We start from the raw sequence: 20,439 nt of genomic DNA, 5'->3' as shown, positions 1-20,439 counted from the left end.
CCGATGCCACCTCGTTCCAGCTTTGGAGAACTGTGATGACGACAATGAAGAGAAGACATTTCCTCGGTGGCAGCGCCATGGTTGGCGCCGGCCTGATGGCTGGAGGGCTGCCGCGCTTGGCCAATGCCCAGTCGAAGGAAATCACCGTCACCGCCTTTGGCGGCGTCTGGGAAGAGGCGGTCCGCACCTGCTTCGTTGCGCCTTTCGAGGCTAAGACCAAGGCCAAGGCGAATGTTTCGCTCGGTGGCCCGCCGCAATGGCTGGCACAGGTCGAGGCCAATCAGGCGAAGCCGCCGGTCGACGTGCTGATCATGACCCCCGACTTGGCGCTTACCGCCGCCAAGGCCGATCTCGTCGATACGATCTCCGTCGACAAGGTGCCGAACCTCGCCAAGATCCCGCAGCAGCTGACCGATAGCGTCATGGGCAAAGGCACGCTGTTCGACTACGGCGTCGGTGGTATCACCTTCCACAAGGAGCGCGTCAAAAACCCTCCGAAGTCTTTCGCCGAATTCGTCGATCGCGTGTCCTCGGGCGATCTGATCGCCTCTGTCCCGTCGATTTCCTACGCCGTCACGCCGATCATGCTGATCTGGGCCATGGCCAAGGCGCTCGGCGGCGGTGTCGAGAACGCCGATCCCTTCTTCAAGGCGATGGAGAAGATGAAGTCCAACCTCGTCTTCTGGGGCGGCCCGAACGACTTTTTCAACCACCTTTCCTCGGGAGAGGCTGATTGCGGCATCTATTTCGACGGCCGCACCTGGAACCACTATGACAGCGGCGCCACCTGGATCGACTTCATCAACCCGGAAGAGGGGGGCTCGCTCAACGGCGTTGCCGTGCAGAAGCCGAAGAATGCCGATCCGCTCGCCTGGGATTACATCAACGAGATCCTCGACGCGCAGAACCAGACTAAATTCGCCGACATCATGAACTACGGCGTCACCAACAGCGACGTCGTCTACAGCGACAAGCTGAAGCCGCGCGTCACACCCTGGCAGAAGACCGCTTTCCCGCCCTACGAGCAGATCGCCCAGGTGCGCAACGAATGGGTCGACCGCTGGAACCGCGAGATCGGCCGCTAAGGTCAGGATGGGCTGCCCTCGCTATCGAGGGCAGCCCGCTAGCCGCCAACGGAAAAGAGCAATGAGCCAGACCAGCGTAGAACAGCTTCCGGCCAAACGCCGTTCCCGCCTGCTGACGCCACATCTCATGGCGCTTCCGGCGGTGCTGTTTCTGGTCGTCTTTTTCGTCCTGCCGCTGATCGACAACGGCATGCGTAGCATCGTTTCAGACGACGGCAGCTTCACCCTGTCGCGTTACGTCTCGCTGCTCACCGATGGCTTTTATCTCGGCATCATCGGCCAGACGGTGCTTCTGTCGGCCGGTGTCACGATAATCTCCATCGTGGTCGGCTATCCCGTCGCCTATTTTCTCGTTCGAAAGGCTGGCCGTTTTGCGGGCCTGATCATCTTCCTGCTGATCGCACCGCTGCTCACCTCCATCATCATGCGCACTTTCGGCTGGCAGGTGCTTTTTGCGCGCCGTGGTCTCGTAAACAATCTGCTGGTCGATCAGTTGGGCATTCTCTCCGCGCCGCTGCGCCTGACCAATTCGCCGGAAATCGCCATTGCCGCGCTCGTCCACGTTCTCGTACCCTTCATGGTTCTGTCGATCGCGACGGTACTTCAAGGCATCGATACACGGCTGGAAGAGTCGGCAAAGATCCTCGGCGCCAATCGGCTGCGCACCTTTTTCGAGGTCACGCTACCGCTGTCGCTCGATGGCATCGGCACCGGCGCCATCCTTGTCTTCATGATCGCCAACGGCAGTTTCGTCACGCTGGTCCTGCTCGGCGGCGGCATCCAGACGCTGCCCTTGATGATCTACCAGCAGTTCAACACGACGCGCGATTTCGGGATGGCGAGCGCCATGAGCACCATTCTACTCGTTATCGCGGTCTTGTGCCTGTTCCTGCAACTGCGCCTCGTGCGCCGCAAGGGAGCCTGAGCGATGAGACGCGACTGGATCAATATTGGCCTTGCAGCCTTCGTCGTCCTCTTCTTCGTCTTCATGCTGGCGCCGATCCTGATCGTCGTCGTCGTGTCCTTCACGTCCGCCGGTTACGTCTCGTTTCCGATCCCTGGCTGGTCGATGAAGTGGTTTGCGCGGATTTTCGAATACCAGCCGTTCATCGATGCGCTGATCGTCAGTTTCCAGATCGCCATCGGCGCAACGCTCGCCTCCTGCCTGATCGGCGTTCCGGCGGCGATCTATCTGGCGCGCTCGCGCAGCGCCTGGGCGAGCGCCGTCATGACGTTTCTGCTGTCGCCGCTATCCATGCCGATGATCGTCATCGGTTTCGCCTCGCTGTTCTTCCTCTCCTGGCTCGGCGTCGGCATCTCGTTCACCGCGCTGCTGATCACCCATACCGTCGTCTGCCTGCCTTACATCGTGCGCACGGTGGCGGGCGTCTATGCGGGCATGCCGCGCTCCTATGAAGAGGCGGCGGCCATTCTCGGAGCTAATCCGCTTTTGACCTTCTGGCATGTGACGCTGCCGCTGATCCGGCCGGGCATCATGGCGGGATCGCTGTTTTCCTTCCTCACCTCCTTCGACAACCTGCCGATCAGCTATTTCTTCGGCAGCGCCAGCACAAACACGCTGCCTGTTGTCATGCTGAGCTATATGGAAAACCAGTTCGATCCGACCATCGCGGCGCTTAGCACGCTGCAGCTTCTTCTCGCCGTGGTCGCACTCCTGATCGTCGATCGCGTTTACGGCATCGAGAAAATGACGGTGGCCGGATGAGCATTCGGCTTCCCGTCGATCACGTCGTCGTCCTCGTGCCAGATCTTGATGCGGCGGGCGCCGCCTTTGAGGCTGCCGGCTTGCATGTGACGCCGAAGACTATGCACAGTGCAACCATGGGTACCGCCAATCGATGTGTGATGCTTGACGGAAGCTATATCGAGATCATGGGCATCGTCGCCGAGACGTCCGCCAATGCGACATGGCGAAAGCTCCTGTCCGATGGTGCCGGCATCCGCGGGCTCGCCCTGCGCAGCAACGATATCGAGGTTTCCGCACGGGTACTGGCGCAGCACGCCACCCCTGCCGCACCCGTGAGGCAATTCTCCCGCATGACCGCCGATGGCGAATTGCGCTTCTCGATCACCCGCATCGACCCGGCCGCCACGCCCGGCCTGCAGTGCCTTGTCTGCCAGCATCACACGGCGGACCTGCTGTGGCTGCCGCAGACGATGATGCATGCAAACGGCGCCGCACATCTCGCCTCCATCGCCTTGCCACAGGCGGGCTCGCTTTCTGCGCTTCCGGATGATGAAGCCGGCGCATCCACCGCCATCGAGACGGGCAGCGCTCGCCTGACCCTGTCAGGTGCAAGCGCGCAATATCACGATCTCCGTGCGAGCTGTGGTATCGAACTGGAGATCGTCCCGGTATGACGTCATGGCCTTCGGATAAGCCGTCCCCGCTATGGATGTCGCTGTCGCGCGAGACATTCGAGGCACCGTCGCTGAAGGGCGAGGCGAGGGCCGACGTGGTCATCGTCGGTGGCGGGATTTCCGGCCTTGCGACGGCACTCGAACTCGCTCGCCGCGGTCGCCGCGTCATCGTGCTGGAAGCAACACGCGTCGGTTATGGCGCATCCGGACGCGCCAACGGTCAGGTCATTTCCGCGCTCACTCGCCACGGTCCCGATGCCGTGCGAAAAGTCTGGCCGGGTGAACGGGGCGAACGTTTTATCCAGCTGGTTAAGGGCGCTGCCGATCAGCTTTATGATCTGGTGGAACACTACGGCATCGATTGCGATGCAAGCCGTAGCAGCTGGGTACAGCCGGCCCATTCGCCCGGCCGTGCCAAACGGGTGGCCGGGCTCGCCGCCCAATGGGCCGCCAGCGGCGCCGAAACCGGCGCGCTTTCCGCATCACAGATTGCCGAACGGCTTGGCACGGATGCCTATTGCGGGGGCTGGGAACATCGACGCGGCGGTCACATCAATCCCTACGCCTTCACTGTCGGTCTGGCCCGCGCGGCGGCATCGGAAGGCGTGATCATTTGCGAAAACAGTCCGGCAACGCGCCTGTCGCACAAAGACGGTGGCTGGATCGTCAATACGCCGCAAGGCCGGGTTATCGCCGACAAGGTGGGGCTTGCGACAGCGGCCCATACCGGCGATCTCTGGCCTGAACTGCGCCGATCGATCGTGCCGGTCACATCCTATCAGGCCGCCACGGATCCGCTCGGTCCACTAGCCGAGAAAATTTTGCCGAATGACGAGGCATCGTCGGATACGCGGATGGACCTGCGCTATTTCCGCAAGACACGCGACGGGCGGCTCGTCTCCGGTGGTGCGCTCACCTTTCAGATCGGTGCCTCGCGGCGGCTCCCGGCCATGGTCGGCAAGCGCCTGAAAGAAATGTTCCCGGCGCTGCCGGAAAATCCGATGACCTCCTTCTGGGGCGGTCGCATTGCCATGACCGTCGATCGCCTGCCGCGCCTTCACCGGCGAGATGACGGGCTCTGCGCCTGGATCGGCTGCAACGGACGCGGGCTGGCACTGGCCTGCGCCATGGCGCCGGTTCTTGCCGATGCGATCGACGGCGTGGCCGACGAGGAACTGGCGCTTCGGCCGACCGCACCGCCTGCGGTTCCCTTCCATGCCTTCGCCTCCCGTTTCGCCCGGCTGATCCTGCCCTGGTACCGGTTCAAGGACAGTCGCGAGGTCTAGGCAATCGGCCAGCTGCCTGGCCGTTTCGGACCTGCTCCCCATCATTCCCTGTGAAAGTTCAAGATGACAGATTTGATCGAAACCCTGGTCGGTGAAAATTCCGACGACCGGCTGAAACAGCTTCTGGCCCGCCGTGCCGAGCTGATGGTCTTGACCGAGGCGAGCCGCAAGGCGGTGCTGACACCGGCCGAAGCCGGCGGTCTTTCCCATGCGCTGAGGGCGCTGATCGCCGTTCGCGCCTCCGAGCGCCTCGGCGACATGCGGATGAAGGATCACTATTACGAACACTTCACCCAGTGCGAGGATTTCTACGATCTGGTCGGTCTCGTCGAGCCCGATGCCCGGTCCGGTGATCCCTGGCTGCAGGCGGTCCTCGATCACGCCGATATGCTGACCTGCCGCCCGCGCACGGCGACCAAGGGCGATATCGAAAAGCTCTATGCGGCAGGCGTCAGCGACGCCGATATCGTTCGCCTTGCCGAACTCGCCGCTTTTCTCGGATATCAGGCCCGCCTCGTCGCCGGCCTGCGCTTGATGGAGATCGCCCGATGAGCGACGCTGTGCACGACTACACGACCGAGGTTCTCGACTGGCGGCCCTTCGTCAGGCCGATCGATCTGGAGACGGCGACGCCGGAACAGCTGGAGGCGTTGAAGATCACGCCGGCCAACAAGAAGGTCTCGGATTATGTCCTGACGCTTGCCCATGATCCGGAATCCTTGCTGCATCGTTCGCCGCTGTTCAACGGCATCATGTATGGCAGGGATGGGCTGGATCGCGGCGGCCGCGAACTCGGCGCAATCGGCTCCTCGATCGTCAATCGCTGCATCTACTGCATCGCCGTGCATGCCCGTCATTTCAATCAGGCGACCAAGACGACCGAAATCGTCGAGGAAATCTTCGCCCACGAGACGGAGGCCAAACTGCCGGCGCGCGAGCAGGCAATCTTCGATTTCTCGGTCAAACTCTCCGCTTTCCCGCCGGCTGCCACTGCGCAGGATATGGGGTGCCTCAAGGCCGTCGGCCTCGACGAGACAGAAATTCTCGATCTCATCCTGTCGACGGCGATTTTCGGATGGGCGAACAGGCTGATGCATACATTGGGCGAACCCATATCCCATACCTGAACTTGAGTGCCTCTTTGCTGGAGATCTGAAAGCGCTTCTTGGGGTGCGGATGCATTCACACGGCGAAATTCTGACGCTCGGCGAAGAGCGTCGGGCCGCACTTGACGCGGCCTTAGGATATTCAGCGGGTTACTTGAAACCCTCCTCCAGCTGGCACCAGATGGCGAGCAATGGCTGAGAGGTGCATCGTATCGCGAATGTCTGTTTTGCCTCGACCGCAAAAACCGATCCAGCGTCAGCTTTCAGCCATTCTTCCCCGTCGATGCAAATCTCAGAGGGACTTAGAAGTACGAAGGCCTTGGAGCGGGCCTGCACATTGTCGGGAAAGCGCGTATACGGTTCCATAAGGATCAGACAAATCCGAATGTCCGGGCGGGTTTCAATTCCCGACGGGCCAACCAAGACGCTGTGTGCATGTGCTTTCGAGAAGTTCACGCTGGCAAATGGCCCGGACCGACCGCTTTGCCAAACGATGTATCGACTTAGATGGGCGAGTTCCGTGGCCAAGCTTCGAAGTGGCAAACCGGACTTTTGAGCGTGGCGTAAAGCGGTTTCGAACGATTGCTTGCGCTGCGCCGCTTCATCGAGATTGAAAACACCCGTTCGTTCGGTCCGCTGAAGGACCTTGCCCGCGATGAAGCTTGCCGTTGGACACGCATTGGAGGAGAGCATTACAGACGCAAAGGCAGTCAGAAAGCGTTGTAAAGCATCGGGACGACGAACCGCGCCGCGCACGACGAGCCTTGCCACCACGCCGTCCTTCTCTGTCACAAGGAGGTCCGCGGAGTGGTCGGGTTTCTTGCTCATACACTAGGATCCACATCTTTCTGCTCTTCGCGATCATCTGGGTGATCCGGCATCTACATCAGGGCCTGTGTTAGCCGTGATCGCGATCGTGACGCAAGCCCAGCAGCGACCTTGACGGCTCTTAGCGCCAGGTGACTATAACAAATGACCGGAAGTCGCATGACGGTCTGTCGAAGTCGTACCGGTGGCTCACTCTGGGCCGCCTTTGAAAATCCGAACGAGTTCCTGAATGATGGTCCGCTCGGCATCGGAGAGAGCCCGATCCGACGAGAATATGATCGACAGGGCACCGGGGACTTCGTCTCTCCTGATGGGCACCGTAGCAAGGAGGCCGGCCTCGACATCCTTGCGCACGGAGGAGGCGGGCAGAACGGTGCACAGGCGCGAACTGCGCACCATGGCGATTGCGAGCGCGAGCGAGCCCACCTCGATGACCGGCGTGACGCTGACCTTCTTCGCCTTGGCGGCCTGCGCGAAGATCTGGTGGATGCTTAGCTGCCCGGCTCCGAGAACCAAGGGAAGACTGCAGACTTCGGCCACACTCATTTCATGCCGGTTGGGAAGGGAAACCGAGGGGTGTGCCACGACCGAAAGCGGTTCGCTCGGACCGAGCGATATACGCGACGCCTGCGCTTGAGCCGCTCCGACGATCGCGAGGTTGAGGTCGCCGGCCTTGACCTTTTCATGAAGCATTTGGTTCGAGCCCTCGCTAACCTGGAGCTTCCAGGTCGGATGGCTGGCGTGAATGGCTGTTATCGCGCGTGCAATCTTGTCAGTCAGGGCGCTGTCGTGGCCGGAACTGGGTAGGGTGCCGATCTTGATGCTCGCCTGGGTATGAGCCGCAACATCCGTGGATTGCCTTATCAGCCAAGACAGCCGTTCCTCGATCGCCAGCGTGAAGGGCAGCAGTCTCGAACCGGCGGCGGTCAACGTCTGGCCTTCGTGGTGGCGCTGCAGCAGACGGCCCCCGATCGACGCTTCCAGCTTGTGAATTTGCGCCGAGACAGCTGATTGAGATCCGTGGGCGGCGCGCGCTGCCGCGGCGATACCGCCGGTGCGGTAGCTCAGGTTGAAGTACTGGATTTGCCTAGTGGTCATCTGGGGATCGAAATCGACGCTGCGTTCTGCCGATCCCAGTTCCCGTTTGAGAATCTCCAGGAAAAGCCGACCCTTTCCGGATGACGCGGTTTCCTGGAAGCCGTGGAGCGGGGAACCGAGGAAGGGAGCAAGTGGTGCCCAATCCAGTCGCGACAAGCCCATGCGATCGGCGATCAGGCTTGCCGGCATCAGAAAGCGGGTCTGCGGAAACTCCTGGAGCAGACGTCCCAGCTGGCTCGGATCGTCCTCAACGAACTTCAATCGGCCATCAAGGGAATGGTTGTGCGCATAAGTAGAAATTGCCTGCAACAGGTGCGGCCGCATTTTCATCACGACAATCGGCGCATCCACCTGGGATAGCCTGATCTCCCTGTCCGCGCTGCCGGTCATGATCCAAGGGTCATTGGCCAGATGAAAGGCGTCGCCCGTCGCGCCATCGGGCTGCTGATAGGATATCGAGATGGTTTCGTCACTGCCGGCAAATGCAACGCCTGATTTTTCCGGGAAGATATCGTCTTGCGGTCGGTCCTGCAGGCCGGCGAAGCGCCATTCCACGAAGGTCTCCGGGTGCCGCTTCGTCAGCTCCAGTGTCGCCCGCACCAGCGCCTTGGAAAAGCGGCCGATCGCGGGGCTGAGGTCCAGCCGGACAACCAGCCGATCGAGCTTCGAATGCGGCAGGGACAGCGTGCCGCGCGCGTAGGATTCAAGATAGAGGAGCTGGCAGGCGTTGCGGAAAAGCCAGAAAGCAGCCGGAAGCAACCCGAGGGAGCTTCCTTGGCGCACGAACAGGCGCAGCCCGAAACGTTCCTCCAGATTGTGCAGGGCGGTGCTGAGCGCCGAAGGCGTATGCCCAAGGGCCAATGCGGCTTCCGAAACCCTGGAATGCTGGCACGCTGATACGAAACTCGCCAGAAGCCGCAGTTCGACACTGATTTTGTCCATGCCGGAAAGGATATGCGCCGCCATCGGGACTCTCAAGCGCGGATTTTCAGCATCCTGCGGTCGTGTGGCTCATGGATGGGGAGAGGGGACGTGGCGCCCCTTTCCCCATGGCTTGCTCAGCGCAGCGCGCCGATCGCCGCTTCCACCGTGTCGAGGACCTTGCCTTCGGTGACCATCGCGAATGCCGGCTTGATCTGCTTTTGCATGTAGCCATCACCGTCCTGCAGCGGGATGACCGCGGCGAGAGCGTCGTAGAGCGCCTGCGTGCCCTTGCCGAGCTTGAAGCCGCCGAGCGGTTGGCGGGTCAGGAAGATCGCCTTCGTCGCCAGCAGGCATTCGACGCCGATGATCTTCGGCAGGTTGTCGAGAACCTGCTGGGCCTTGCGGCATGACCACGCCGCCATCGACACATGGTCTTCCTGGCTGCTCTTGGTGGGGATCGTGTCGGCAACCGACGGGAAGGCGAGTGTCTTGTTTTCGGAAGCGACGGCGGCGGCGGCGGTCGAGATGATGCCGTAGCCGTAGTTCAGGCCGATCGGCTTGCCGGCGAGGTTCGGGGGCAGGCCGTAGTTGAGCGTCGTGTCGCAGAGCGCGAAGAGGCGGCGTTCGGAGATGTTGCCGATCTCGACAAGCGCGATGGCCATGAGGTCCATCGCAAACGCGATCGGCTCGCAATGGAAGTTGCCGCCGGAGAGGAATTCGAGTGCACCCGTTTCATTCCAGAAGACCAGCGGGTTGTCGGTGGCGGCGTTCAGTTCGCGGGTAATGATCGTCTTGGCATGCTCAAGCTGGTCGCGGCAGCTGCCGTGGACCTGCGGCAGGCAGCGGAAAGAATATTGGTCCTGCACGCGCGGATGATAGGTGGGGTGCAGGATGTCGTCCTCTAGATGGACGGCGCGCGCCGATTCCGACGCCCGGCGCGTTCCCTCGATGAGGCGGCGGATGTTCTCTGCGGTCAGGATTTGTCCGGGCTGCTTGCGGACCTCGTGGATACGAGCGTCGAAGGCAGCCTGCTCGCCGCGGATCGCTTCCAAGCTGAGCGCGCCGATCGCATCGGCGGTCTTCATCAGCCGCTCGGCGTCGAACAGCGTCAGCGAGGCCATGCCGGCGCACAGGCTGTTGCCGTTGATGAGCGCGAGGCAATCCTTCGCCTTCAGCTCAAAGGTGACTGGCGAGATGCCGGCGAGTTCGAGCGCCTTCGGCGCCGGCATGCGTTCGCCGTTGTAGATCGCTTCTGCTTCTTCGTATCCGATCAGCACGGAAACCATATGGGCCAGAGGAGCAAGGTCGCCCGACGCGCCGACCGAACCCTGGATCGGCACGACCGGGTGAACGCCCTTGTTGAGCATCTGTACGAGGCGATCGACGACTTCCATGCGAAGGCCCGAGACGCCGACGCAAAATGCGTTGATGCGCACGGCCATCATGGCGCGAACGATTTCCTCCGAGGCCGGCTCGCCGATGCCCGAGCAATGCGAAAGCACGATGTTCAGCTGGAACTGCTCGTTGTCCGCCTGGTTGATCTTGTAGTCCTTCAGCTTGCCGACGCCGGTGTTGAAGCCGTAGGTCGCAGGCGCGTTTTCGGTCAGCCAGTTCTCTTCGATATAGGCGCGCTTCTTGGAGATTTCGGCACGCGCGGCAGGCGCGATCTCGACCTGCACGTTTTCGCGGGCGATCTTGACGACCTGCTCGATTGTCAGGCTGTCGCCGTCGAGAATGATGGTTTCCATTTTTCAGTGTCCTTCAGGTGATTGGGGCTCGACCTTGCTGTGTCGAGGATGTTTCGGGATTGGTCAGGGCGCGTCGGGTTGCGTGTCGAGCCGCACGAGCGTGCGGGTCAGGAGGTCAGCGGCGAGCGCAATGGCTTCGGTATCGGTCCACTCTTCCGGCGTATGGCTCTTGCCGTCCTTTGACGGCACGAAGATCATCGCGGCGGGGGCAAGTTGGGCCACGAAGGCGGCGTCGTGACCGGCGCCGGATGCGAGCGGCAAGGTGCCAAGCCCAAGGTCGCCGGCACCGGATTCGATCACGCCGCGAAGAGCCGGATCACAGGCAACGGCGAAGGTTCTGCTCAATCGCTCGACGGCGATGACCCTGCAGCCTTCCTGCGCCGCCGCCTTCTCAGCCAGTTCATCGGCAAGCGCCAGGAAATCGTCCATCGCCTGGTCGTTCTCGGCGCGGATATCGACGATGGCTTCGGCAGCACCCGGCACGACATTCGCGCCGCCAGGTTCGAATTTGATGATGCCGGTCGTGGCGGTGAAATGGCCTTTGGCCTCGACAGCGCGCGCCGCATCGCGCAGTCGCACCACCAGCGCCGCCATGGCAATTCCGGCATCGGCGCGCATCGTCATCGGCGCGGTGCCTGCATGAGCGGCTTCGCCTTCGATGCGGATCCGCAGACGCGCGATGCCGGCAATGGCGGTGACGATGCCGATCGGCACGTTCAGCCGTTCAAGAACGGGACCCTGCTCGATATGAATTTCGACGAAACGGCCGATATCGGTGCGCTGATGCTGACGGATACGCTCCGGCGCGCCGCCGACGCGGCTGATCGCATCGCCAAGCTCCTCGCCGCCTGGGCCTTTCATGGCCAGATGCTCCGGACCGAGCGCGCCGGCCATGCCGCGGCTGCCGACGCAGGACAGGCCCCATTCGCTGGGCTCCTCGGCGAGGAAATCGACGAGTTCGATCGTATGCCGCGGGCGATAGCCCGCCTCGCGCAGAACCCGGATGGCCGCAAGCCCGCAGAGGATACCGGCAATGCCGTCGAAACGGCCGCCGCTCGGGACGGTGTCGCTGTGCGAACCGGTCATCAGCACCGGCAACGTCGGGTCGGTACCCTGCCAACGGCCGATCAGGTTGCCCGACGCATCGATTGAGGTGGTCAGGCCTTCCTCGGCAAAACGCTTCTCGAGAAACGCGCGGCCCCTGAGGAACATCGGCGTGAACGAGCGCCGGGTCCAGGGGATGCCCGGCTCGGTGATATCGGCCAGCGCGTCGAAATCCTGCTGCAGTCGGTCCCGGTCTGTCTTGTGAAAGGATGTCATCGGAGCGTCACGCGGCCGGCGTCAGAGCGTTGACGCTCGGGCGGATGAAACGGCCGGCGCCGGGCTTTGCCAGAACGTCGGTGCTGTCGAAAATCAGGCCGCCGCGCTGGAAGGTGGCGATCGCCGCATGGCGGATGCGGCGGCCTTCATAGGGGCTCCAGCCGACGACGTTGTGACCGCTGGCCGCCGGGTCGTAGAGACGCGGGCGTTCGGCAAAGACGGCGATGTCGGCATCCAGCCCGATCGAGAGCGAGCCCTTCTGGTCGGCGAGACGGAAAAGGCGAGCCGGATTGGAGGCGAGCAGACGCGGCGCATGGGTGAGCGGCAGATTGCGATCCGTCAGGCCGTCGAGCAGCAGGCTCGGCAGCACTTCCAGGCCCGGCATGCCGGAGGAGTTTTCCAGCATCACCTTCGAGGACTTGGCCGACAGGCTCCAGGACACATGGTCGGTCGAAACGATGGTGACGTGGCCGGCGGCCAGATGTTCCCAGATCTTCTCGCGCTCCTTTGCCGAGCGGATCGGCGGATTGCATTTGGCACGGCCGATCAGCCGCGAAACATCCTCCTCCTCGCTGCAGACGAGATAGTGGATGCACGCCTCGATCGTCGCATCGACGCCCTGCTGGCGATAGGCCTGCGCCATCTCGTAGCCGCGGCCCACAGAGCAATGCACGATATGGGCGGAGCAGCCGGTGGCTTCGGCAATTTCGTAGACCTCGGCGATGGCAAGCGTCTCGGCAATCGCTGGTCGGGAATCGCCGTGGGTGCGGTAGTCGGTGCGGCCGGTCGCCTTGACCGCCTCGCTCCAGACCTTCACGCATTCGTCGTTCTCGTTGTGCACGCCGGCGATGAGGCCGGTCTTGGCGACTTCGGAGAAAGCGGCGTGAAGCAGCGGCGTGGGGATGCGTGGGAAGCGGTTCGGATCCGTCTCGAAGGTGGAAAACTTGAAGCCGATTGCGCCGGCCTTAGCCATCTCGGCGATGTGCGCGGCCCCTTCCGAGGGACGAATGGTGCCATAGAGCGCGAAATCGACACGGGCCTGCTCGGCGGCGCTATCGGCTTTTTCCTTCAGGAGATCGGCGGTGCAGATCAGCTTGCCGCCGGCGTCATAGGGCATGTCGACGATGGTGGTGACGCCACCGGCGGCAGCGGACCGTGTCGACCAGACGAAATCTTCCTGATCTTTCTGCGAGCGCGAATGCACCTGGCCGTCGATCGTGCCCGGCAGGACCAGAGCATCACCGAAATCATGCGTTTCGCGCGCGGCCGGCGGCGTGCCGGCGCCGAGCATGGCGATCTTTCCGTCGCGGATGGCAACAAAGCCGCCTTCGGTGACGCCGTCCTCGTTGACGAGTGTGCCGCGGATCACTGTGTCGAAATCGCTCATGATGCAGTCGTCTTTCTTGCTGGATCGAGTTTGGTATGCTGGTGGTCGGGCGGGCATGCGATCTTTGCGAGCCTGGTGATGACCGCGTCGAACAGCGAGAGGCAGTCACGCCGCTGTTCACCGGGCACTCCGCGCTCGATCAGGTAACGGTCGGCGAGATCATGCTCGCGCGTTCCCCTAGCGGGGCTGACCGGAAACGCTTCCGCCAGTCGCGCGACATGAACCCGTTCGGCCTGCAGTTCGATGCGCTTGATATCCCCGCGCAGGGCAGTCTCGGCGCCGGCCGCGCAATGGCCTTTCATGGCGCGCCGAAGGGTTCGCAATGGCCGCACCACAAGCTCGCGCCAGCTTGCTGCGTCCGCCAGGAACTTGTCGAAAGCCTCATGCTCACAAGACATCCCACGTCGATCGGCAATGACCAGAAGCAGAAGAACCGGAACGTCGGCGTCGAATTCGTCCTGCAGGGACAGGCAGAGCTGCGCAATCCTGCTGTCGGCGTAAAGCAGGATTATGTTGGGCCAGACATTGGTGGTGAAGCCTGTTTGCTGCATCGAACGCTCCTATGCCGTCTTTGCCGTCATGCCGGGCGCTGCCTCGTCATGCGGAAAATGGCAGGCGACCAGCTGGCCGCGAGGCGCCTTCGTCAGCGCCGGCTCTTCGTCCGTGCACCGGGCCGCCGCACGCGGGCAACGTGTGCGGAAGGCGCAGCCGGTCGGCGGGCGGAGACGCGAGGGGATCGCGGTGCGTTCCGTGTCGGGCTGGATTTTGCGGCTGGCATCGACGACCGGAACGGCTTCGAGAAGTTTGCGTGTGTAGGGATGCGCCGGGCGATCGTAGATCTCTTCTCCGGTGCCGACCTCTACGATGCGTCCCATGTAGAGCACGGCGACGCGGTCACTGACGTTCTTCACGACTGCCAGATCATGCGAGATGAAAATAAGCGCGAGCTTGCGCGCCTCGCGGATATCCTGCAGCAGGTTGATGACATGTGCCTGCACCGATACGTCGAGCGAGGCCACCGGCTCGTCGCAGACGATCAGTTCCGGCTGCACGGCGAGCGCCCGCGCAATGGCGATGCGCTGGCACTGGCCGCCGGAAAACTGGTGTGGTTTGCGACCGGCGATGTCGGATAGCGCAAAGCCCACATCGGCCAACGCGGCTTCGACGCGGGTCTTGCGCTCGGCTTTTGACACGCCTTGGATGATGAGGCCCTCGGCGACGATATCCTCGATCTTGCGGCGTGGATTGAACGAGGATACCGGATCCTGGAAGATCATCTGCAAGCGGCCGCGCATGCGACGCATGTCGCGCTTGGAGAGCTTGGCGATGTCGGTGCCTTGATAACGGATGGAGCCGTTCCATTGCGTGTTGGCATCAGGTAGCAGCCGAAGTACCGCGCGGCCGATGGTCGTCTTGCCGCTGCCGCTCTCTCCGACGAGCCCAAGCGTTTCACCGGGGGCGACGTGGAGCGAGACATTGTCCACCGCGCGCATCACCTTGCCGGAACGGGTAAATTGCACCGAGAGGTCGGTGATACCAAGCAGAGGCGAGGGGGCTGCGTTGGCGGCTGTCGTGTTCGTGTTCTCACCCATGTGCGAGCCCACCTTTTGCAATGATGTCGGGCTTGACTGACGGACGCGCGGTCGCATCCAGCGGGAAATGGCAGGCGAAGCGATGGCGTTCGTCCGCGCCGGTGGCCATATCGGGCATGGAGACATGGCATGGCCCCTGGGCAGCGCCGCAGCGCGGTGCGAAGGGACAGCCGGCCGGCTGGTTTGCAAGGCTCGGCGGTTGGCCGGGGATGGTCCTGAGGCGTGTATGCGCCGGCTGGTCCATTTGCGGCATAGCCGAGAGAAGCGCTTCGGTGTAGCGGTGCCGCGGATTGCGGAACACCTCGGAGGTCGGACCGTATTCGACGATGTGGCCACCGTAGAGCACCAGGATCTCGTCGGTGCGTCCGGCGACGACGCCGAGATTGTGCGACACCAGGATCATCGACATCTGTCGTTCCTGCTGGATGGTCTGCAGGAGATCGAGCACCTCCTTCTGCACCGTCACATCGAGGGCGGTGGTCGCTTCGTCGGCAATCAGAAGGTCGGGATGGCAGATCAGGCCGGCGGCGATCATGATGCGCTGCTTCATGCCGCCGGAGAAATGATGCGGATAATAGTCGTAGCAGTCTTCGGGGTCGGCGATGCCGACAACGGCGAGAAGATCGATTGCCCGCTGGCGAGCCTCGCTGCGCGTCAGGCCGATATGCTGCTGGCAGGCCTCGGAGATCTGCCGGCCGATCGGCACATAGGGATTGAGCGAGGTCATCGGGTTCTGGAAGACGATACCGACCTTGCGGCCGATGAAACGTGCACGCTCGCGCGGTTTCATGGTCGACAGGTCGCGCCCGTCTACGGAAATGCGCCCATCGACGCGAACGCTGCCCGGCGCGATGCCCATGATGGACTTGATCAGCATGGATTTCCCAGCGCCGGATTCGCCGACGATGCCGAGCGCCGTGCGGCGGCTAACGGAAAAATCGATATGCTGCAGCACCTTCAGTGGCTGCGGGCGGGCCATGATCTGGCAGGACATGTCCTGGCAGGAGAGAATGGGCTGGTCTTGATGTTGGCTCATCTCAGTTCCCCCTCTCGCGGCTGTTGAGGCGCTGCGCGAGGTAGTCGCCGACGGTGTTGAGGGCGTATACAGTGAGCACGATTGCCATGGTCGGCCCGACGATCAGTACCGGGAAACGGCTGAGCAGATCAGTCGAGCTGGCGATCATTCCGCCCCAGCTCGGCGCCGGCGCCGGAATGCCGTAGCCGAGAAAGCTCAAAGATCCCTCGGTGATGATCAGGCCCGCCATCAGCGTCGGCATGACGGCCGTCAGCGCCGGGACGAGGTTTGGCAGGATTTCCTGCATCATGATGCGGGCGTCCGTGGCGCCCATGGCGCGGGCCGCCAGCACGTAATCCCGGTTGTTCTGCGAGATGACGCCGGCCTTGGCCACACGGGCATAGGTGCCGATATCGAGGATGCCGAGAATGAGGATGATGGCGCCGACGGACGTGCCGGTGGCGGTGACGAAGGCAAGCACGACGAGCACCGAGGGCAGGGCCGACATGGTGTTGGCATAGAGATCGACCATGCGCTCAAGCATGCCGCGGTAGTAGCCGGCGAGCATGCCGAGCAGCAGGCCGACGGACACCGAAAGACAGGTGGCGACGCCGACGATCATCAGCGACGCGCGAGCACCGTAAAGCACGCGTGACAGGATGCTGCGGCCGATATCATCAGTGCCGAACAGGCCGTTCAACGTCAGATCAGGCAACTGCGAGAAATCGCCATACGGGAATTTCGGGCTGACGAGACCGGGAATGAAGTCCACGAAGAGCGCGATCAGCACGAGAAAGACCAGGAAGGCCGCGGCGAGCATTTCGAAGACGGTGCCGCCGGGCAGCCGCAGCCGGCTGGTGGCCGGCATTGCGGCGCGGGCGATGCTGGCCAGTGTGGCCGTTCCGCTTGCGGGGGATTGGGGCGTGGCGGTCATGATACGGTGACCCTCGGGTCGATGATGGCATAGCCGATATCGACGAGCATGAAGACGATGACGAAGATGACGACGGTGAGCGACAGGATCGCCTGGACGAGCGGGATGTCATGGCTCTTGACGGCTGTCAGCACGGTCCAGCCGATGCCGGGCACGGCGAAGTAGCTTTCGACGACGAAGGAGCCGGCCAGCATGTAGGTGAGCGACAGACCCATGACGGTAAGGATCTGCGGCATTGCCGGGCGAAGCACGTGCCGGAACATGATGTAGCCCAGCGAGAGGCCGCGCGCGCGTGCCACCTGCACGAAGTCTTCCTGCAGTGTGGTGATCATCTCGTTGCGGGCGACGCGGTAGAGGTAGGCGGTCTGGTGCAGGCTGAGACAGATGACCGGCAGTGCCACGTACCAGAGATTGGCGATCGGATCATCACTGAAGTTGGCCCAGCCCGTGGCCGGCAGCCAGCGCAGCACGATCGCGAAGACATAGGAGAGAAGCACGACGATCACGAAGGTCGGCACCGCAAGCAGGATCGATGATACCGAGCGCAGGATGCGATCCGCGAGCTTGCCGGGATGGCTTGCCGTATACATTGCCGTAGGAATGCCGATCAGGGACAGTGCCATTGCCAGAAAGGCGATCTCGAAGGTAACGGCGGCGCGATCGAACACGACGCTGATAACCGGCTGCTGGCTGAACAGGGTTTGCCCGAGGTCGCCTCGCAGCAGATTGCCGAGCCAGATCAGGTAGCGTTCCCACAGCGGCAGGTCATAGCCATAGGCACTGTTGAGCGCGGCGATCTGTTCTGGCGTGGCGTTGTCGCCCAGGATCAGCTGCGCGGCGGAGCCGGGCGCCAGGCTGGAGAGAGCCGTGGCGCCGAAGGTGACGAGAATGAAGACAGGGATCCCCGCCAGGATCCGTGTCGAGATGGCCTTCGCATAAGGCTTCAACCCGGTCATCAAGCGCCAAACTCCTTCTTCCGTTCGAGTTGTCCGATCATGGAGCGCTGGCGGCGATCGCCAGCGCTTTTCTGTGCCCGCACCTCTAAAAGGTGCAGGCTGATCGGTGTCAGATCTTCTTCCATTCGTCTTCCGCAGCCATCCAGCCGATGTCGCGCTCCAGCAGTTCACGCTGCTCGGCCTTGCTCAGGCCGCCCATCGTATGCTCGTCGGAATAGCGCGTACTCTGCTCCTTGAAGACCCGATGGCCGAAATCCATCATGCCCCACATGGAACCCTTTTCGAGGTAATGCATGGTCACGAGGTTGAAGCCGAGAGCCGCGATGTCCTCAAGTTCGACGAAGGCCTTGCCGTCCTGCGTGGCGACGTCGCCGAACATCTTCCAGCCCGGCAGCACCTTGGCAACCTTCTGGCACTCATCGAGCGTGCGGAGGCCATGCACGTAGGTCATCTCGCAGCCGAGTTCGGCTGCGCGGATGCAGCGCTCGATGGCGTCGTCGAGGCCCAGTTCGAGCTTGGATTCGGTGCGGGCGATGACCACGCAGTCGGTGCCTTCGCAGGCGTCGAGCGCTGCCTTGAGCTTGGCCAGCCACAGTTCTTTCGAGATCACCGGGTGTTCGATGTTTCCGTCGAGCTTGCCGGCGGCGGTCGCTGCTTCCATGGCGCGGCCGAAGCGGGCGTAGCCGCGCTCGTTGGGGGTGTCCTCGAGCAGGATGGCGGCGGCGCCCGCCTTGGCGAGGCGACGGCAGGTGCGATAGGCCTGCGCCACGTCGCCAAAGCAATCGTCGGCGTCGATGATGAGCGGCAGCGGCGAATAGTCCGAAATACGGTCGGTCGCCCAGACAAGCTCTTCCTGGTTGTGAAGGCCCATGTCGGGAACGCCCGACATGCTGAAGCCGAGCGACGCGCCTGAGAGCAGGATCGCCTTGAACCCCGCCATCTCGGCCGCCTTGGCGGAATAGCAGTCCCAGACGCAGGGCGTGAAGACCTGCCCGGCCGACATGAGTTCGCGGAATGTGGTTCTGGGCCGTTTGTCAAACATTGAATGTCACCATCGACGAGGTTGTAGGGGGCGATCGAGATCGCCGGATGTTGCGGGCCGCATTTCATGGCCGGCGAGGGAGCCTGGTCCCACCCTCAAGTGGGGCCAGGTTTGCGGTTTACTTCGTCGTGCAGGCGTCCTTGCAGACGAACAGGAATTGCTTCTGCAGAATGCCGCCGTTGGAGGGGACGATGCCGCCCGTGTTGTTGCGGATCAGCAGATTGCGCGCCTCGGAGCCGAAGATGTAGAGGGGCAGGTCCTGGACGACCAGCTTCTGGACATCGGCGTAGGCCTTCTTTACGGCCTCGGGATCCATGGTCGCATTGGCGGCGGCAAGCGCCTTGTCCATGTCGGGGCTGTTGTACTTGCCCCAGTTGTCGTTGCCCTTGGAGCTCAGGAGGTTGCTGATGATCGGCTCCGCGCCGTTTGCCACCAGCACGCCGCCGTCGATGCAGAGATCGAAGTTGCCCTGCACTTTGCAGGTCGGCGGCAGCATGGCCTGGTCGACAAGCTGCAGATCGACCTTGACGTTTTCGTAGGCGCTCAGGCTCTGCTGGAGGTAGGAGCCCATCCGCTTGAGGTCTGAGTTCGAATAGGTGACGATCTTGATGTCGAACGGCTTGCCATCCTTGGCGAGCGCATTGAACAGCTCCTGAGCGTGCTCGGGATTGTACTCCGGCAGCTTGTAGGTGGCGTCGTAATAGGGCGAGTCAGCCGTAAAGTAGTTCGTCGGCATGACGTAGCCGTCGATCTGCGTATAGGCCTTCATCAGCCGCGGGCGCTGCAGCGCTTCATAGAAGGCTTCGCGGGCGCGATGGTCTGCGAAGACGCCTTTCGCCTGATTGAAATAGGCGCGGTAGAGGCCGGACAGCGGAACCTCATGCGTGGTGACGCCTTCGGCCGTCGCGTTCGAGCCGAACTGGTACATGTAGCCCGCCATCATCGTGGCGCCGCCCTGGACGACCGTCGAAATGCGGCTGTTGGTCTCGGGAATGACCACGAACTTCAGCGTGTCGAGATAGGGGCGTGGCTGATCCCAGTAGCCGGGATTGCGCTTCAGCGTCATCGAGACGCCCTGGTTCCAGTTGTCGAGCACGAAGGCGCCCGCACCGACCGGCTTGATATCCGTCTTCTTTTCAGCCGCCTTCAGCGCGGCGGGCGAAGCGATGAAGGGCGAGAGATTTGCAAGCGTCGAGGCGAAATTGCGGTCCGGGGTCGCGAGCGTAATCTCGATGGTCAGAGGATCGACGATCTTGATGCTCTTGTTCCAGCCGGAGACGAAAGCCTGTGCCGGGGAAAGCGTGGCGGGGTCGGCGACACGATCCCAATTGAATTTCACGGCTTCCGCATCATAGGCGTTTCCATCCGTGAATTTGAGGTTGGGGCGCAGCTTCAGCGTCCAGACCTTGGCGTCCGGGCTCGTCAGGCTTTCCGCCATGCCGCCCTGCACCACGCCCTTGACATCGACGTAGACGATGAAGCCGTAGATCGCATCGAGCATGTCCATCGGACCGCCCGGGAAGGTGGAATTGGTGATCGCCGGGTCCCAGCTCTTGATGTCGGATCCGTTGATGATGGTGATCTCGCCGCCCTTCACGGGCTGCTCTTCGGCCATCGCATGCGTGGCGCTCAATGTCGATCCGCACAGCATCGCCAAGGCGAGCGCCGCGGCGCGAACCGTCTTCGGGCTATGTGTCCTTACGCTGAAAAATCTGTCAGTCATGAAAATTTCTCCA

General features: G+C 62.5%; 20 protein-coding genes. 7 read left to right on the top strand and 13 right to left on the bottom strand.

The window, feature by feature from the left end; translation table 11 throughout:
* Positions 1–35: 35 nt before the first annotated feature.
* The 7 genes from J5286_RS09835 (at position 36) to J5286_RS09805 (ending at position 5,880) form a co-directional block, all read left to right on the top strand.
* On the top strand, positions 36–1,085 hold the full coding sequence (locus J5286_RS09835; RefSeq protein ID WP_209190169.1) for a substrate-binding domain-containing protein: 1,050 nt from the start codon (positions 36–38) through the stop codon (positions 1,083–1,085).
* Positions 1,086–1,146: 61 nt separating this feature from the next.
* A complete protein-coding gene (locus tag J5286_RS09830; protein WP_209190168.1) occupies positions 1,147–2,010 on the top strand; it encodes an ABC transporter permease in 864 nt (287 codons plus the stop codon).
* Between the two features lie 3 nt (positions 2,011–2,013).
* Entirely contained in the window at positions 2,014–2,811 is a 798-nt protein-coding gene (locus tag J5286_RS09825) for an ABC transporter permease (protein WP_209190167.1), read from the top strand.
* The gene (locus J5286_RS09820) at positions 2,808–3,467 is read left to right on the top strand and encodes a VOC family protein (protein ID WP_209190166.1); all 660 of its coding nucleotides are present in this window, start codon (positions 2,808–2,810) and stop codon (positions 3,465–3,467) included. The genes J5286_RS09825 and J5286_RS09820 overlap by 4 nt, the downstream gene beginning before the upstream one ends.
* Positions 3,464–4,753 carry an NAD(P)/FAD-dependent oxidoreductase gene (locus J5286_RS09815; protein ID WP_209190165.1) on the top strand — a complete coding sequence of 430 codons (1,290 nt, stop codon included), beginning with the start codon at positions 3,464–3,466 and terminating at the stop codon, positions 4,751–4,753. Before J5286_RS09820 ends, J5286_RS09815 begins: the two co-directional genes overlap by 4 nt.
* Positions 4,754–4,816: 63 nt before the next feature.
* Entirely contained in the window at positions 4,817–5,305 is a 489-nt protein-coding gene (locus J5286_RS09810) for a CMD domain-containing protein (RefSeq protein WP_209190164.1), read from the top strand.
* Complete coding sequence (locus J5286_RS09805) at positions 5,302–5,880, top strand: peroxidase-related enzyme (protein ID WP_209190163.1); 579 nt, start codon at positions 5,302–5,304, stop codon at positions 5,878–5,880. Before J5286_RS09810 ends, J5286_RS09805 begins: the two co-directional genes overlap by 4 nt.
* Positions 5,881–6,009: 129 nt before the next feature.
* Here the strand turns inward: J5286_RS09805 and J5286_RS09800 are convergent, their stop codons facing one another.
* The 13 genes from J5286_RS09800 to J5286_RS09745 all read right to left on the bottom strand — a co-directional run bounded on the left by J5286_RS09800 (position 6,010) and on the right by J5286_RS09745 (position 20,426).
* The gene (locus tag J5286_RS09800; protein ID WP_209190162.1) at positions 6,010–6,687 is read right to left on the bottom strand and encodes a dimethylsulfonioproprionate lyase family protein; all 678 of its coding nucleotides are present in this window, start codon (positions 6,685–6,687) and stop codon (positions 6,010–6,012) included.
* A gap of 189 nt (positions 6,688–6,876) precedes the next feature.
* The gene (locus J5286_RS09795; RefSeq protein WP_209190161.1) at positions 6,877–8,751 is read right to left on the bottom strand and encodes a LysR family transcriptional regulator; all 1,875 of its coding nucleotides are present in this window, start codon (positions 8,749–8,751) and stop codon (positions 6,877–6,879) included.
* 92 nt (positions 8,752–8,843) lie between these two features.
* Positions 8,844–10,457 (bottom strand): histidine ammonia-lyase, encoded by a 1,614-nt coding sequence (gene hutH / locus J5286_RS09790; RefSeq protein WP_209190160.1) that lies wholly within the window; start codon positions 10,455–10,457, stop codon positions 8,844–8,846.
* A gap of 63 nt (positions 10,458–10,520) precedes the next feature.
* Positions 10,521–11,777, bottom strand: coding sequence for a Zn-dependent hydrolase (locus tag J5286_RS09785; protein ID WP_209190159.1), 1,257 nt, complete (start codon positions 11,775–11,777; stop codon positions 10,521–10,523).
* 7 nt (positions 11,778–11,784) lie between these two features.
* On the bottom strand, positions 11,785–13,164 hold the full coding sequence (gene ertD / locus J5286_RS09780; protein WP_209190158.1) for a hydantoin-5-propionate amidohydrolase: 1,380 nt from the start codon (positions 13,162–13,164) through the stop codon (positions 11,785–11,787).
* Complete coding sequence (locus tag J5286_RS09775) at positions 13,161–13,715, bottom strand: TIGR02444 family protein (RefSeq protein ID WP_209190157.1); 555 nt, start codon at positions 13,713–13,715, stop codon at positions 13,161–13,163. The genes ertD and J5286_RS09775 overlap by 4 nt, the downstream gene beginning before the upstream one ends.
* 9 nt (positions 13,716–13,724) lie before the next feature.
* Entirely contained in the window at positions 13,725–14,756 is a 1,032-nt protein-coding gene (locus J5286_RS09770; protein ID WP_209190156.1) for an ABC transporter ATP-binding protein, read from the bottom strand.
* Positions 14,749–15,792: an ABC transporter ATP-binding protein gene (locus tag J5286_RS09765; RefSeq protein WP_209190155.1), complete on the bottom strand. Its 1,044-nt coding sequence runs from the start codon at positions 15,790–15,792 to the stop codon at positions 14,749–14,751. The genes J5286_RS09770 and J5286_RS09765 overlap by 8 nt, the downstream gene beginning before the upstream one ends.
* 1 nt (position 15,793) lies before the next feature.
* The gene (locus J5286_RS09760; RefSeq protein WP_245205642.1) at positions 15,794–16,705 is read right to left on the bottom strand and encodes an ABC transporter permease; all 912 of its coding nucleotides are present in this window, start codon (positions 16,703–16,705) and stop codon (positions 15,794–15,796) included.
* Entirely contained in the window at positions 16,702–17,661 is a 960-nt protein-coding gene (locus J5286_RS09755; protein WP_209190154.1) for an ABC transporter permease, read from the bottom strand. Before J5286_RS09755 ends, J5286_RS09760 begins: the two co-directional genes overlap by 4 nt.
* Entirely contained in the window at positions 17,661–17,786 is a 126-nt protein-coding gene (locus J5286_RS31510) for a hypothetical protein (RefSeq protein WP_280638461.1), read from the bottom strand. The genes J5286_RS09755 and J5286_RS31510 overlap by 1 nt, the downstream gene beginning before the upstream one ends.
* Positions 17,771–18,703: an isocitrate lyase/PEP mutase family protein gene (locus tag J5286_RS09750; RefSeq protein ID WP_209190153.1), complete on the bottom strand. Its 933-nt coding sequence runs from the start codon at positions 18,701–18,703 to the stop codon at positions 17,771–17,773. Before J5286_RS09750 ends, J5286_RS31510 begins: the two co-directional genes overlap by 16 nt.
* A 118-nt stretch (positions 18,704–18,821) precedes the next feature.
* Entirely contained in the window at positions 18,822–20,426 is a 1,605-nt protein-coding gene (locus J5286_RS09745) for an ABC transporter substrate-binding protein (RefSeq protein ID WP_209190152.1), read from the bottom strand.
* Positions 20,427–20,439: the final 13 nt, after the last annotated feature.

Origin of the sequence: Rhizobium sp. 16-488-2b, assembly GCF_017741815.1 — a bacterium.
Lineage (GTDB): Bacteria > Pseudomonadota > Alphaproteobacteria > Rhizobiales > Rhizobiaceae > Rhizobium.
The sequence above is the reverse complement of the archived record's forward strand: the minus strand, read 5'-3'. Positions and strand labels throughout refer to the sequence as shown.

Bases quoted from the DNA above. Each gene is read 5' to 3' on its own strand.
- J5286_RS09785 (WP_209190159.1), bottom strand. From the start codon at position 11,777: ATGACATCCTTTCACAAGACAGACCGGGACCGACTGCAGCAGGATTTC.
- J5286_RS09775 (WP_209190157.1), bottom strand. From the start codon at position 13,715: ATGCAGCAAACAGGCTTCACCACCAATGTCTGGCCCAACATAATCCTG.
- J5286_RS09805 (WP_209190163.1), top strand. From the start codon at position 5,302: ATGAGCGACGCTGTGCACGACTACACGACCGAGGTTCTCGACTGGCGG.
- J5286_RS09830 (WP_209190168.1), top strand. From the start codon at position 1,147: ATGAGCCAGACCAGCGTAGAACAGCTTCCGGCCAAACGCCGTTCCCGC.
- J5286_RS09750 (WP_209190153.1), bottom strand. From the start codon at position 18,703: ATGTTTGACAAACGGCCCAGAACCACATTCCGCGAACTCATGTCGGCC.
- J5286_RS09835 (WP_209190169.1), top strand. From the start codon at position 36: ATGACGACAATGAAGAGAAGACATTTCCTCGGTGGCAGCGCCATGGTT.
- J5286_RS09765 (WP_209190155.1), bottom strand. From the start codon at position 15,792: ATGAGCCAACATCAAGACCAGCCCATTCTCTCCTGCCAGGACATGTCC.
- J5286_RS09815 (WP_209190165.1), top strand. From the start codon at position 3,464: ATGACGTCATGGCCTTCGGATAAGCCGTCCCCGCTATGGATGTCGCTG.
- J5286_RS09820 (WP_209190166.1), top strand. From the start codon at position 2,808: ATGAGCATTCGGCTTCCCGTCGATCACGTCGTCGTCCTCGTGCCAGAT.
- J5286_RS09795 (WP_209190161.1), bottom strand. From the start codon at position 8,751: ATGGCGGCGCATATCCTTTCCGGCATGGACAAAATCAGTGTCGAACTG.
- J5286_RS09755 (WP_209190154.1), bottom strand. From the start codon at position 17,661: ATGACCGGGTTGAAGCCTTATGCGAAGGCCATCTCGACACGGATCCTG.
- J5286_RS09770 (WP_209190156.1), bottom strand. From the start codon at position 14,756: ATGGGTGAGAACACGAACACGACAGCCGCCAACGCAGCCCCCTCGCCT.
- ertD (WP_209190158.1), bottom strand. From the start codon at position 13,164: ATGAGCGATTTCGACACAGTGATCCGCGGCACACTCGTCAACGAGGAC.
- J5286_RS09745 (WP_209190152.1), bottom strand. From the start codon at position 20,426: ATGACTGACAGATTTTTCAGCGTAAGGACACATAGCCCGAAGACGGTT.
- J5286_RS09810 (WP_209190164.1), top strand. From the start codon at position 4,817: ATGACAGATTTGATCGAAACCCTGGTCGGTGAAAATTCCGACGACCGG.
- J5286_RS09825 (WP_209190167.1), top strand. From the start codon at position 2,014: ATGAGACGCGACTGGATCAATATTGGCCTTGCAGCCTTCGTCGTCCTC.
- J5286_RS09760 (WP_245205642.1), bottom strand. From the start codon at position 16,705: ATGACCGCCACGCCCCAATCCCCCGCAAGCGGAACGGCCACACTGGCC.
- hutH (WP_209190160.1), bottom strand. From the start codon at position 10,457: ATGGAAACCATCATTCTCGACGGCGACAGCCTGACAATCGAGCAGGTC.
- J5286_RS09800 (WP_209190162.1), bottom strand. From the start codon at position 6,687: ATGAGCAAGAAACCCGACCACTCCGCGGACCTCCTTGTGACAGAGAAG.
- J5286_RS31510 (WP_280638461.1), bottom strand. From the start codon at position 17,786: ATGGAAGAAGATCTGACACCGATCAGCCTGCACCTTTTAGAGGTGCGG.